The following is a 12329-nucleotide window of genomic DNA, read 5'->3' as shown; positions in this document are numbered from 1 at the left end:
CAGGCCCGGTAAGCGCAGCGCCACCGGGCATTCTTTACCAGTAAAGCTTCCAGCTCTGAGTGAAGCGCATTAACGCTTCAACGTAGAAATAATCCCCCCAGCTTGCGCACTCATCGACCCCTTTGTTGCTCGACAGGTGATACACCGAGTGTTTCAGTAGCCCGTTCCCCAGCTCATCTTTGCCCATCAGATAGTGCCTGGTCAGCGAAGACATGATCCCCATCGCCCACTGCTGATAGCGTTCGCGATCCGGATCGGTCACCGGCAGGTGTTTAATCAGCTCCAGCAGACCGCAGACGGCAATCGCTGCCGAAGATGAATCGCGCAGCGCATCGGTCCCGACTAATGCCAGATCCCAATGGCAAACGGCATCTTCCGGCAAACGATTAAGAAAATAGTTGGCCAACTTTTTCGACAGCTGCACCATCTGGGTATCACCGGTGTAGATATAGCTCAGCAGAAAACCATAAATTCCCCACGCCTGCCCACGCGACCAGCAAGAATCGTCGGCATAGCCCTGCTGAGTATTACCGTAACGCGGCTCGCCGGTTTGCACGTCCATATAGTAGGTGTGGAAGGTCGAGGCATCCTGGCGGATCAGATATTTTGCTGCCTGCGCAACGTGCGCTTTGGCGGCATTCGCAAAACGCAGATCGCCCGTTTGCTCGCTTGCCCAGTACAACAGCGGCAGATTCATATTGCAGTCGATGATCATCCGCCCGGCCTGCTCGGGATCGCGAAGATCACCCCATGCCTGGATGATCTGCGCCTTTTCATGAAAACGCTCCAACAGCGCTTCTGCCGCCATCAGGGAAAACCCTCGCGCATCACGATTACCCGTCAATCGCCAGGCCGCCACGCAGGAAAGCGTGTAGAGGAATCCCAGGTCGTGGGTGTTGGTATCGTGGCGTCCGGCAATACGCAAGCCAAACGAACGCACATGTTTCTCCGCCATCTCACGAAATTTGCTCTCACCACTCATTTCCCACGCCAGCCATAACTGCCCGGTCCAGAAGCTGGTCGTCCATTCCACATTATCTGTCAGCGGGTAATAACCTTGCACACAGGTTTCGGCAGGAAATTGTTCACCGAATTCCGTTAAATGACGGCTAATCAATTCGAGGACATGTTCTCGAGCGCTACTCATTTGATCCTGAAAGCTACCAGGATTAACCGGGCTGCCAGGAAATACGCGCAACGATTCCTCAACGATATGATTTAACATATTTCGGTTCCTTCTTACGTAAATTATTTTGCAGGATTATTTTCAGCAATATCGAGAGCGATATTTTTGCCTCGTTTGCTCTGACAGGCAGATAAAGTAAATGCTGATATCAATGTAAAGATCAGCGCCACAATGCCCATAATGATATATGTCTTCTCAAAACCGATCCGGTCATACATTAATCCAGCAGGTGATGAAACTACTACGTTACCGACATACAGCATGGCCTGATAACCCAGTAAATACATGGTCGCATTTACCCGTTTATCAAAATGCTCGGCAATATATTTAAAGACGGAAACCAGTAATAAACAGATCTCCAGACCGTATAGCGGTTTCAGCACAGAAATGAGCAGATGAGAGTCGCACAGGCCAGAGATAACCAACCGTGCGCCCACCAGCGCCCCAACAATCAGCAGGCCACGCTTTGCGCCAACGTAATTGACGAATAACGGAATGACCATGTACATGACAAATTCCATTCCCGACTGCACCGTCCCCAGATAACCAAACACGGCGTTCCCTTCATGCACATCCGAGAAGAAAGTGACGAAGTAGCGGGAGAACTGCTGCTCAGCGATGAACATCATCCACGCTACGCCTGCAACATACAGGCAGAATGCCCAGAATTTGCGATTTCGCAGCAGGGCGTACACATCCGCCGGGGCGATTTTCTCTTTGGTTAACACCTCCGAGGCGTTGGCCGCATTGACATTGACTTTCAGACTCAGCAGAACGACCAGCATCACCACCGACGCCACGCTGCCGAGCATAAAGTTATAGGCCGGAGAGAGGTTAAATAGCAGGCCAGAGAACGATGACGCCACTGCCCAGCCAAGTGACCCCCACATGCGGATTTGCCCAAACTCCATGCCGTTCAGGCGGCTGTAGCGATCGGAATACGATTCACAGGCAGCCACCCCGGCATACCACGCAAAGCTTAAGTAAATCGCGCCAACGATAATGCCCAGCATTGTATTGGACAGTAATAATGGCTGATAGACATAAATAAAAAAGGGTGCCATTAATGCAGACATCACCACGACAAAATAGAGCAGATATTTACTCATCCCTATTTTATCGAGAATATAGCCATAAATAGGTTTCAGAATAACCGAAAAAATACCATTCACGGCAAATACGGTGCCGATCACCGTACCACTCAATTGCGCTTTTTGCCCTAACCAGATAGCCAGCAGACCAATACTTGCAGACCATGTAAAGAAATAGAGGAATATAAAACTACTTATTTTATAATATTCAGTCCGATTTCCCATTGAATTATTTTTCATACCATCCTCGCTATAAAAAGAACGACAACTGGCGTGCACTTTCAGGCTGCTGAATAACAACCTGGCTATTGTTGATAGAAAGCAGCGGAACGGCGGCGTACTGTCTTTGCTGTCCACTGGCGCTCACGGCGCAGCAAAGCCAGCTTTCGCCCTGTGGGATTTCGGCGGTAAGCACAGGGATCGAGGCGCATTCAGGGAACATGATGCTGCTGTTTGGCGGCGTGACCACGTTGTCTGGCTGACGAACTATGGACGGTGAAAGATCAACGATAACGCTGGTTCCATTACGTGCCGCAATGAGACAGCCGCGATCGCGTAGCTGAGGCTCGGCTTTCATTACCGCAAATCCCCCTTCCACCGTTTGCAGGCTTCGCGCGCTGTGAATACGATGCAAACGAAGATGCCACTCACCAAACGGGACCAGCCATGTATCAAGGGTAACGTCATGCCAGGGAGACCAGCGGGACCAGATAAAATTCTCATCAACCCGAACGTCATCGCACTGACGACGGCCACGATAGTAGCCATCGCCGTCTGCCAACAGCAGCATAGAGTCACAGGCCGCATGTTTGATGCCGTAACGGCCACGCTCAATGGTGAAACCGAAACGGCTGGAGTAGGCGAATTTGGTGTATTTGGCTTCGGTATTGACGTAGTTGTTCAGTTCAAGCTGGCCTGAGGTCAGCATCGTGACATGTTCAGAATGCTCACTGTGCTGCATGATCTGCGCGGCATGCGTAATCACCCGTTTTTCATCAAGTACGGGTAAGGCCTGCTCTTCAGCCTGCCAGAAGGGATGCTTCTCGGGCAGAGCGAGGATCAAAAAGACCTTCAATGCCCAGTAGGGCGATCCCGGCGAGTTGTAATCTTCGCACATCGCCAGGTTCGGATAGGCAAACCCCAGTGTCAGAATGCCATCACGATCGAAAATCGGCTGCTTCTGCCACCAACGCAAATGGCGCAGGATCACGCCTTTAATGACGCCTGGCGAAAAGACATCCAGTTCAGCAAACGCTACTGCGCTCCAGAACGCAACCATGGCAAAGCGGTAGGTCAGGCTGCGGCCAAACGGCACCGATGCGCCGTCTGCTGCGGACAGATAAATGAAATCTTCGGCAAACAGACGCGAGCGCTCACGCAGAGTGGCGGCACGATCGGCATCATCGGGGCTTAGGGTGGCATATAACAGGCCATAAAAATGGAAGGCCATAGAGATGTAGTAATCTTTCGGACGCCCGGGACCATCGGAATACCAGCCGTCACCGAGATAGTAGGCTTCCATCAGCTCAAAACGGCGATCGATAGCAGCCTGATCATAAGGCAGACCCGCCCGCTTGAAGCCAAGCTGAACGATAATCGCAAAGTAGTTCCAGTTGCTGTCCGGCATTTGCGCGTCGGTTATCTGGTTCAGCCAGCAATGCAGATTTTCACGTTCGCGCAAGGAGAAGCAGTCCGTCAGTTGCGTCTGTAACAATGCCAGACCCAGACCATATGCAGCCATCTCGACCAGGCGCTGATCGTACGGGCCGGTATCCCCCCAGTAGTGTGGACTTTGCGGATCGGTGCCAAGTTTTATCGCCTGAATGTATTTTTCGGCATACGGCGCATCAGCCCCGCCCGCCATCAGCGGAAACAGTCCCCACAGCGCCCGGGAAAGTCCTTCCATACAGGCAATATCCACGCTGTAGTGAGCACAGGTATTGCCAAGTGAAAACTGAGCCTGTCCTACCGGAAACTGCTGATCCAGCGCACGCAAAATGGCGTGAACAGCGCACGTTACGTCTTCGCGTGATGACAATGGATTTGATTTTTCTTCAGTTGTTGACCACATACTCTGCCCCTCTGAATTAAGTGGCTAAAGAATAGTGAATCGCAGAGCAGCAGAAATGTTACGTCAATCACACCACCAGCATTAAAGTAAAACAGCGATTGAGGAAATTTAAAAATAGGGTTTATAAATTACTATTCGGCGGAAAAAATTTAAATTTATTGCACTATGACCTTATCCTCACAGCAAGAACATCTGGAGCTGATCGCCCTCAACGATGCGATTGCATCGTTCAGCCGTTTATTCGCCAATACGGTGCGTTACCACCACTGGCATCAGTGTCTGGAAGTGCTGTATGTGGAAGAAGGCTTTGGCGTGGTCACGGTTGACCATAAGCAGTTCACCATGCGACCAGGACGGATGTTCTTTTTTCCGCCGTTTACCCTACACAAGATATGGGTCGACGAGCAGGCGCGGGATGGTTATCGGCGTACCATTATTCATCTCGATCAACATGCGGTGCTGAAGGTGCTACGCGACTTTCCGCACACTCAGCAGCATCTGCAAAATCTGAGCGTGCGCGGCAGCGAAGCATGGGTTGTCGACGCGGCGGATATCCACACCCATGTTGATTTTCTTTTCAGCCGTTATGAAAAAATGGCTGCACAGAAGCCGCTGAACACTGAGCAGGTTGCCTGTCTGTTAGTTAATTTATTCAGCCTGTTACCCGAAGATAACGGCAATATGCCAGAAATTAGCAGTGGAATTGCCAGTCAGGTAATGTTCTGGCTGGATGAGCATTACACCCACAAATTTAGTCTGGCGGCGCTGGCGCAGGAGCTGGGCAAATCAAAAAGCTATGTTTCCCGCCGCTTCCAGATGGAAACGGGCGAGAGCATTCTCGACTATCTCAATACTCTACGTCTGCGAAAAGCCTGTGAAGCGCTGCTACACAGTGAAATCAGCGTGCGGGAGATTGCGCAAAAGGTAGGATTTTCAGAGGTGACGTACTTTATCAGCGCCTTCGGCAAAGGCATTGGCGAGACGCCGCTGCAGTATCGCAAGCGGCATAAACAGTAACGCCGGATAAGGCGGTTTACGCCGCCATCCGGCATTCACGGTCAATTATCCTTCGAGATCCGCCAGGTCGCCTTTCTCCTGCAACCAGTTACGGCGATCTTCAGAACGCTTCTTGGCCAGCAGCATATCCATCATTGCGTTGGTACGCTGATCGTCTTCATCATCAATGATGAGCTGCACCAGGCGACGGGTGTTCGGATCCAGCGTGGTTTCACGCAACTGCATCGGGTTCATTTCGCCCAGACCTTTAAAGCGCTGCACGTTCGGCTTGCCTTTCTTGCGCTTTAACTGCTCCAGCACGCCCGCTTTCTCTTCTTCCGTCAGTGCGTAATACACCTCTTTACCAAGGTCGATACGGTATAACGGCGGCAGCGCCACGTAGACGTGACCGTGTTTCACCAGCGTGCGGAAGTGTTTCACAAACAATGCGCAAAGCAGCGTGGCGATGTGCAGACCATCGGAGTCCGCATCCGCCAGGATACAGATCTTGCCGTAGCGCAATTGGCTCAGATCGTCGCTGTCCGGATCGATGCCGATCGCCACCGAAATATCGTGAACTTCCTGCGAGGCCAGCACTTCATCGGAAGAAACTTCCCAGGTATTGAGGATCTTACCTTTCAGCGGCATGATCGCCTGATATTCACGATCGCGCGCCTGTTTTGCCGATCCGCCCGCCGAGTCACCTTCGACGAGGAACAGTTCGGTGCGATTGAGATCCTGAGCGGTACAGTCCGCCAGTTTCCCCGGCAGCGCCGGACCGCTGGTCAGCTTTTTACGCACCACTTTTTTCGCCGCACGCAAACGACGCTGGGCGCTGGAAATCGCCATCTCAGCCAGCAGTTCAGCCGACTGCACATTCTGGTTCAGCCACAGGCTGAAAGCATCTTTCACGACGCCAGAGACGAATGCCGCACACTGACGCGAAGAGAGGCGCTCTTTGGTTTGTCCGGCAAACTGCGGATCCTGCATTTTTACTGACAGCACGTAAGCACAGCGATCCCAGATATCTTCCGCCGACAGCTTCACGCCGCGCGGCAGGATATTGCGGTATTCACAGAACTCGCGCATCGCATCCAGCAGACCCTGACGCAGACCGTTAACGTGCGTACCGCCCTGCATAGTTGGGATCAGGTTCACATAGCTTTCGGTCAGCAGCTCGCCGCCTTCAGGCAGCCAGAGCAGCGCCCAGTCCACAGTTTCCGTCTCACCGCTAAAATTACCGATAAACGGTTTTTCAGGAAGCGTCGGCAGGCCATTCACCGCTTCGCTCAGATAGTCATTCAGACCATCCTGGTAGCACCAGCGCTGTTCGCTGTTATTGACCTCATCCTTGAAGGTGATCTCAACGCCCGGGCACAGCACCGCTTTAGCTTTCAGTACGTGCGTTAAGCGCGAAACGGAAAAGCGCGGGCTGTCAAAGAAGCTTTCATCCGGCCAGAAGTGCACGCTGGTTCCGGTATTGCGTTTACCGCAGGTACCGACAACCTGTAAATCCTGCACCTTATCGCCGTTCTCAAACGCGATGTTGTACACCTGCCCGTCACGGCGCACGTTCACTTCCACACGCTTCGACAGGGCGTTAACCACAGAGATCCCCACCCCATGCAAACCACCAGAGAACTGATAGTTCTTGTTGGAGAATTTACCGCCCGCGTGCAGACGACAGAGGATCAGCTCTACCGCCGGAACGCCTTCTTCAGGGTGAATGTCTACCGGCATGCCACGGCCATCATCAATAACTTCCAGAGACTGGTCGGCATGTAAAATCACGTCCACGCGTTTCGCGTGGCCCGCCAGTGCTTCATCCACACTGTTATCAATCACTTCCTGTCCAAGATGGTTCGGACGGGTGGTATCGGTGTACATCCCCGGGCGACGGCGTACCGGCTCAAGCCCAGTGAGTACCTCAATGGCATCAGCGTTATAAGTTTGCGTCATGGTTTAAATAAGCAATTCGAATTGATCGTCAGAAACTGTGCAGTCCAAGGAAATCGACAATCGGGTTGAAATAATCTTCGAAGCCCGTGAATGCGTGGTTTCCGCCCTCAATAACTGTCTGGCGGCAGGAGGCGTAATACGCCACCGCCTGGCGGTAGTCCAACACTTCATCGCCCGTTTGTTGAAGCAGCCAGATCAAATCCGGCGCTTCCAGCGGGTCAATCTGCATGACTTTAAGATCGTAAATATGGCGTGACTCTAGCACATATTGCTGCCCCGTGTAGGGGTTCTCGTTTTGACCGAGATAGTCGACCAGCAGTTCATAAGGTCGGACAGCAGGGTTCACTACCACCGCTGGCAGTATAAAACATTGCGACAGCCAGGTGGCGTAATAGCCTCCCAACGAGGAACCGACAATGCCCAGCGACTCTCCGCCATGTTCAAGAATGATCGATTCCAGCATCTCTGCGGCCTGGGCCGGATACGGCGGCAGTTGCGGTACGATCATCTCAACGTGCGGATGGTGCTCCGCCAGCCAGTTTTTCAGCAAGCACGCCTTCGCCGAGCGAGGAGAACTGTTAAATCCGTGAAGATAGAGAAGCGTAGACATCAGTAGCCTTCTGAAGCGGTATCAGGGTGGAAGCGATTACCCTGCAGACGACGTACCTGAGTCTGCAACGTCCCGTCAGCAAAAAGCTCCAGCGTCCGCCAGCCGGGGCTAATGGTATCTAACGTGAAGTTGGAACAGTGCGGCTTGAACTGCACGCAGGTCGACGGCGTCGCCAGCAGGCGGCGTCCGTTCCAGTTCAGATCCAGCTCCTGATGAATATGCCCGCACAACAGATATTTAGCGCGAGGATAATTCACCAGCACGTTATCCAGCTCTGCGGCATTACGCAGGCTATGCTGATCGAGCCAGCTACAGCCCGCAGGCAGAGGATGATGATGCAGAAGCAGTAAGGTATTGCGCTCAGGCGCATCGGCAAGTTTACGTTCCAGCCATTCGAGCTGAAATTCGCTTAACTCACCGTGTGGAACGCCGAACACCTGACTGTCGAGCAACAAGATTTGCCACTGCTCGCCAATGAAGACGCGTTTAGCGGGGGAAATCCCTGCATCCTGAAGCGCGCTGTACATTGCTGGCTGAAAATCGTGATTGCCCGGTAGCCAAACGCAGGGCGCACGAAAACTTGCGATGCCCTCAGCAAAATGCTGATAGGCCGCAGCGGATTGATCCTGCGCCAAATCCCCCGTCGCGACGATCAGATCGTACTCAGGAGACTCTGCATGTATTGCATCCAGTACGGATTGATAGCTATCCCAGGTGTTCACACCCAGCAGCGTTTCATGCTTTTCGGCAAACAGGTGAGTGTCTGTAATTTGTAAGATCCTGACTCTGGCCTCACCAGCCAAAGGAAGGGTTAACAGGCTTTCCAAATGGTGTCCTTAGGTTTCACGACGCTAATAAACCGGAATCGCCATCGCTCCATGTGCTAAACAGTACCGTAACCAGTCGGCCAGAAACTGATTAATTTGATGCTTTTCGTCGCGTTGATGCAACTTTTTATTTGGATAATCATACCGCGCTTTGAAGCGAAAGATCTGCTGACTCGAACACACTTCAGCCACCCTTGCGTCATGATACAGGCGCACAGTCAATGACGGCAGGCTCCAGTAAGTGACTGCCGGTGCCGTTTGTTCGATCGCGACAAGCGTAGTGTATCGGGTCGATTCAACGATCGTTAACCGATATTGTGCGTTTGCTACCTGATAGCTCACTGTTTCACCGGCTGCGTCATTACGCGGCAACAGGCGGCGCAATTGCGAATAGTTGGTTTCGCACAGGCGCATCATTTCAGGGAAGTCAGGTGTGTAACGCTTCATTTTTTCCACTCAGTTTTTAACTCTTGATAGTGCAGCTGTAACCATTGCAAGGCGATGACAGAAGCCGCGTTGTCGATTGTCCCCTCTTCTACCCATTGGTAAGCCTGCTCCCGACTCACCACATGAACACGAATATCTTCGTTTTCATCAGCCAGACCGTGGATCCCGCTCGCGGTCGTGGCGTCCACTTCGCCAACTAAAATAGACAGGCGCTCGCTGGTGCCGCCCGGGCTTGCCAGATAGCTCAGAACGGGCTTCGTACGTTTAACGTCCAGCCCGGCCTCTTCCATCGCTTCACGTCGGGCAACATCCTCAACGGTTTCACCCTCTTCGATCATCCCGGCTACCATTTCCAGAAGCCACGGGCTTTCGCTGGTGTCAAACGCCGCGATGCGGATCTGCTCAACCAGCACAACTTCGTCCCGCTCAGGGTCAAAGGGTAGCAAGACTGCTGCGTGTCCGCGCTCAAAAATTTCGCGCTTTACCTCACCGCTCATACCGCCGTTAAACAGGCGATGGCGGAACCGATAAAGATCCAATGAAAAAAAACCGCGGTACAGCGTTTCTCGTGCAATAATTTCTACATCATTTTTAGTGAAAGTCATTGGCAAGTTGTCTGGTTTACGCATTGTGCTGTCCTGAAACCAATAGTGATTAAAATGTGAATTTCAAGGTCGTTTGACTGATGTTTGAACGCCCTTGTGTTAAATTGATGCAAATTAACGCCGTATGGCACGTAACGCCAACTTTTTGAAGTGGCGGATTCTGCTAGAATCAGCAAATATTTTTACAATTTGATCAGCGCTAAATACTGCTTCACAACAAGGAATGCAAATGAAGAAATTGCTCCCCATCCTTATCGGCCTGAGCCTGTCGGGGTTCAGTACTTTGAGCCAGGCAGAAAACCTGATGCAGGTTTATCAGCAAGCACGCCTGAGCAACCCGGAATTGCGTAAATCCGCCGCCGATCGCGATGCTGCATTCGAAAAAATTAACGAAGCGCGTAGCCCATTACTGCCGCAACTGGGTTTAGGTGCCGATTACACCTACAGCAATGGCTACCGTGATGCAAATGGCGTCAACTCCAACGCAACCAGCGCGTCATTACAATTGACTCAGACGCTGTTCGACATGTCTAAATGGCGCGCCCTGACGCTGCAAGAAAAATCAGCCGGCATCCAGGACGTAACGTATCAGACCGATCAGCAAACGCTGATCCTGAATACCGCTACCGCTTATTTTAAAGTATTGAACGCGATTGACGTGCTGTCTTACACTCAGGCGCAAAAAGATGCGGTCTATCGTCAGTTAGATCAGACCACACAGCGTTTTAACGTTGGCCTGGTTGCCATCACTGACGTGCAAAACGCCCGTTCACAATACGATACCGTGCTGGCGAACGAAGTTACCGCGCGTAACAATCTGGATAACGCTGTGGAAGAGTTGCGTCAGGTAACCGGTAACTATTATCCGGAACTGGCATCTCTGAACGTTGACGGCTTTAAAACCAACAAACCGCAGGCGGTAAACGCACTGCTGAAAGAAGCAGAAAACCGCAACCTGACGTTATTGCAGGCGCGTTTGAGCCAGGATCTGGCGCGTGAGCAGATTCGTCAGGCGCAGGATGGTCACTTACCGACCCTGGATTTAACTGCCTCTACCGGCGTTTCTGATACCTCTTACAGTGGGTCTAAAACCCGTGGTGCAACTGGTTCCCAGTATGACGACAGCAACATGGGCCAGAACAAAATCGGTCTGAGCTTCTCGCTGCCGCTGTACCAGGGCGGAATGGTTAACTCGCAGGTGAAACAAGCGCAGTACAACTTTGTTGGCGCGAGCGAACAACTGGAAAGCGCGCACCGCAGCGTGGTGCAAACCGTGCGTTCTTCGTTCAACAACATTAATGCTTCCATCAGTAGCATTAACGCGTACAAACAAGCGGTTGTCTCTGCCCAAAGCTCTTTAGATGCGATGGAAGCCGGCTATTCCGTAGGTACCCGTACCATCGTGGATGTGTTGGATGCCACCACCACGCTGTACAACGCCAAGCAGCAACTGGCGAATGCGCGTTATACCTATCTTATTAACCAGCTTAACGTCAAATCTGCGCTCGGTACGCTGAACGAGCAGGATCTGGTGGCGCTGAACAATACGCTGGGTAAACCGATCCCAACTTCTCCGGATAGCGTGGCACCGCAAAATCCGCAGCAAGATGCCGCGGTGAATGACTTTAACAGCACGGGCAATATGCCTGCGGCTCAGCCAACGGCCGCACGTTCAACCAGCAGCAACGGCAACAACCCGTTCCGTAACTGATGCTGATGACGGGGCTTCGGCCCCGTCTGAACGTAAGACAACGTAAAGATCCGCCTCTTCTTCCGCATTCTCGCCTCTTCCCGCTTCAATTTCGACCAGTCATCCTCTATTCTGAGCAGAGTTACCACTGGGTCCTGGAAGACATAAATGAAACGGACAAAATCTATACATCACGCCTCGTTCCGCAAAAGCTGGAGCGCACGCCACCTGACTCCTGTCGCTTTGGCAGTTACCGCTGTGTTTATGCTCGCGGGCTGTGAAAAGAGTGACGAAACGGTTTCGCTTTATCAGAACGCGGACGACTGCTCTGCAGCTAATCCGGGTAAAAGCGCCGAATGTACCACCGCGTTTAACAATGCGCTGAAAGAAGCTGAACGCACCGCGCCAAAATACGCCACTCGCGAAGACTGTATCGCTGAATTTGGCGAAGGCCAGTGCCAGCAGGCACCTGCACAGGCAGGTATGGCGCCGACCGGTGAAGGTCAGGCTCAGGCGCAGAATCAAAGCAGCGGCAGCTTTTGGATGCCGCTGATGGCCGGTTATATGATGGGCCGCATGATGGGTGGCGGTATGGGCGCTCAGCAGCCGCTGTTCAGCTCGAAAAATCCGGCCAGCCCGGCATACGGCAAATATACGGATGCAGGCGGCAAAAACTACGGCGCAGCAACGCCGGGTCGCACCATGACCGTACCGAAAACCGCCATGGCGCCGAAACCGGCCACCACCTCTACCGTAACCCGCGGTGGATTTGGCGAATCTGTGGCTAAACAGAGCACCATGCAGCGTAGCGCAAGCGGTACCACCACACGTTCAATGGGCGGCTGAC

At 52.5% G+C, this 12329-nt stretch carries 11 protein-coding genes; 3 read left to right on the top strand and 8 right to left on the bottom strand.

The annotated features are described in order from the left end of the window. Positions 1-34: 34 nt before the first annotated feature. From WHR59_RS03485 to WHR59_RS03475, 3 genes are read right to left on the bottom strand one after another with little or no spacing between them, the layout of a single operon-like run. Positions 35-1225, bottom strand: coding sequence for a glycoside hydrolase family 88 protein (locus WHR59_RS03485; protein ID WP_043017636.1), 1191 nt, complete (start codon positions 1223-1225; stop codon positions 35-37). Between the two features lie 23 nt (positions 1226-1248). Next, on the bottom strand, positions 1249-2517 hold the full coding sequence (locus WHR59_RS03480) for an oligosaccharide MFS transporter (protein ID WP_075145626.1): 1269 nt from the start codon (positions 2515-2517) through the stop codon (positions 1249-1251). Positions 2518-2527: 10 nt separating this feature from the next. Next, positions 2528-4348: a DUF2264 domain-containing protein gene (locus tag WHR59_RS03475; RefSeq protein ID WP_080626087.1), complete on the bottom strand. Its 1821-nt coding sequence runs from the start codon at positions 4346-4348 to the stop codon at positions 2528-2530. 165 nt (positions 4349-4513) lie between these two features. Between WHR59_RS03475 and WHR59_RS03470 the strand changes: the two genes are divergently transcribed. After that, the gene (locus WHR59_RS03470; protein WP_043017639.1) at positions 4514-5365 is read left to right on the top strand and encodes a helix-turn-helix transcriptional regulator; all 852 of its coding nucleotides are present in this window, start codon (positions 4514-4516) and stop codon (positions 5363-5365) included. Positions 5366-5410: 45 nt separating this feature from the next. Here WHR59_RS03470 and parE read toward each other — a convergent pair whose 3' ends face one another. Genes parE through nudF form a run of 5 tightly spaced genes read right to left on the bottom strand, consistent with a single transcriptional unit; the run spans position 5411 to position 9816 of the window. Next, on the bottom strand, positions 5411-7303 hold the full coding sequence (gene parE, locus WHR59_RS03465) for a DNA topoisomerase IV subunit B (RefSeq protein WP_003024571.1): 1893 nt from the start codon (positions 7301-7303) through the stop codon (positions 5411-5413). Between the two features lie 28 nt (positions 7304-7331). After that, positions 7332-7913: an esterase YqiA gene (gene yqiA, locus WHR59_RS03460; protein WP_043017640.1), complete on the bottom strand. Its 582-nt coding sequence runs from the start codon at positions 7911-7913 to the stop codon at positions 7332-7334. Further along, positions 7913-8740 carry a 3',5'-cyclic-AMP phosphodiesterase gene (gene cpdA, locus WHR59_RS03455; RefSeq protein WP_043017641.1) on the bottom strand — a complete coding sequence of 276 codons (828 nt, stop codon included), beginning with the start codon at positions 8738-8740 and terminating at the stop codon, positions 7913-7915. Before cpdA ends, yqiA begins: the two co-directional genes overlap by 1 nt. A gap of 24 nt (positions 8741-8764) precedes the next feature. Beyond that, complete coding sequence (locus tag WHR59_RS03450; protein ID WP_003024582.1) at positions 8765-9187, bottom strand: DUF1249 family protein; 423 nt, start codon at positions 9185-9187, stop codon at positions 8765-8767. Next, positions 9184-9816 carry an ADP-ribose diphosphatase gene (gene nudF, locus WHR59_RS03445; protein WP_043017642.1) on the bottom strand — a complete coding sequence of 211 codons (633 nt, stop codon included), beginning with the start codon at positions 9814-9816 and terminating at the stop codon, positions 9184-9186. Before nudF ends, WHR59_RS03450 begins: the two co-directional genes overlap by 4 nt. Before the next feature lie 205 nt (positions 9817-10021). On the opposite strand from nudF, the gene tolC reads away from it, so the two are divergent. Together tolC and WHR59_RS03435 are read left to right on the top strand one after the other, a co-directional pair. After that, positions 10022-11503 carry an outer membrane channel protein TolC gene (gene tolC / locus WHR59_RS03440; protein WP_087051988.1) on the top strand — a complete coding sequence of 494 codons (1482 nt, stop codon included), beginning with the start codon at positions 10022-10024 and terminating at the stop codon, positions 11501-11503. A gap of 147 nt (positions 11504-11650) precedes the next feature. Beyond that, positions 11651-12328, top strand: a complete 678-nt coding sequence (locus WHR59_RS03435) for a DUF1190 family protein (RefSeq protein WP_016154521.1) — start codon at positions 11651-11653, stop codon at positions 12326-12328. The last annotated feature ends 1 nt before the right edge of the window (position 12329 follow it).

This window comes from Citrobacter europaeus (assembly GCF_037482245.1).
Classification (GTDB): Bacteria; Pseudomonadota; Gammaproteobacteria; order Enterobacterales; family Enterobacteriaceae; genus Citrobacter; species Citrobacter europaeus.
Note: the sequence above shows the minus strand (reverse complement) of the source record. Positions and strands in the feature narration are given on the sequence as shown.

Excerpts from the sequence above, each read along its gene's own strand:
- WHR59_RS03485 (WP_043017636.1), bottom strand. The coding sequence starts at position 1,225 with ATGTTAAATCATATCGTTGAGGAATCGTTGCGCGTATTTCCTGGCAGC.
- WHR59_RS03480 (WP_075145626.1), bottom strand. The coding sequence starts at position 2,517 with ATGAAAAATAATTCAATGGGAAATCGGACTGAATATTATAAAATAAGT.
- WHR59_RS03475 (WP_080626087.1), bottom strand. The coding sequence starts at position 4,348 with ATGTGGTCAACAACTGAAGAAAAATCAAATCCATTGTCATCACGCGAA.
- WHR59_RS03470 (WP_043017639.1), top strand. The coding sequence starts at position 4,514 with ATGACCTTATCCTCACAGCAAGAACATCTGGAGCTGATCGCCCTCAAC.
- parE (WP_003024571.1), bottom strand. The coding sequence starts at position 7,303 with ATGACGCAAACTTATAACGCTGATGCCATTGAGGTACTCACTGGGCTT.
- yqiA (WP_043017640.1), bottom strand. The coding sequence starts at position 7,913 with ATGTCTACGCTTCTCTATCTTCACGGATTTAACAGTTCTCCTCGCTCG.
- WHR59_RS03450 (WP_003024582.1), bottom strand. The coding sequence starts at position 9,187 with ATGAAGCGTTACACACCTGACTTCCCTGAAATGATGCGCCTGTGCGAA.
- nudF (WP_043017642.1), bottom strand. The coding sequence starts at position 9,816 with ATGCGTAAACCAGACAACTTGCCAATGACTTTCACTAAAAATGATGTA.
- tolC (WP_087051988.1), top strand. The coding sequence starts at position 10,022 with ATGAAGAAATTGCTCCCCATCCTTATCGGCCTGAGCCTGTCGGGGTTC.
- WHR59_RS03435 (WP_016154521.1), top strand. The coding sequence starts at position 11,651 with ATGAAACGGACAAAATCTATACATCACGCCTCGTTCCGCAAAAGCTGG.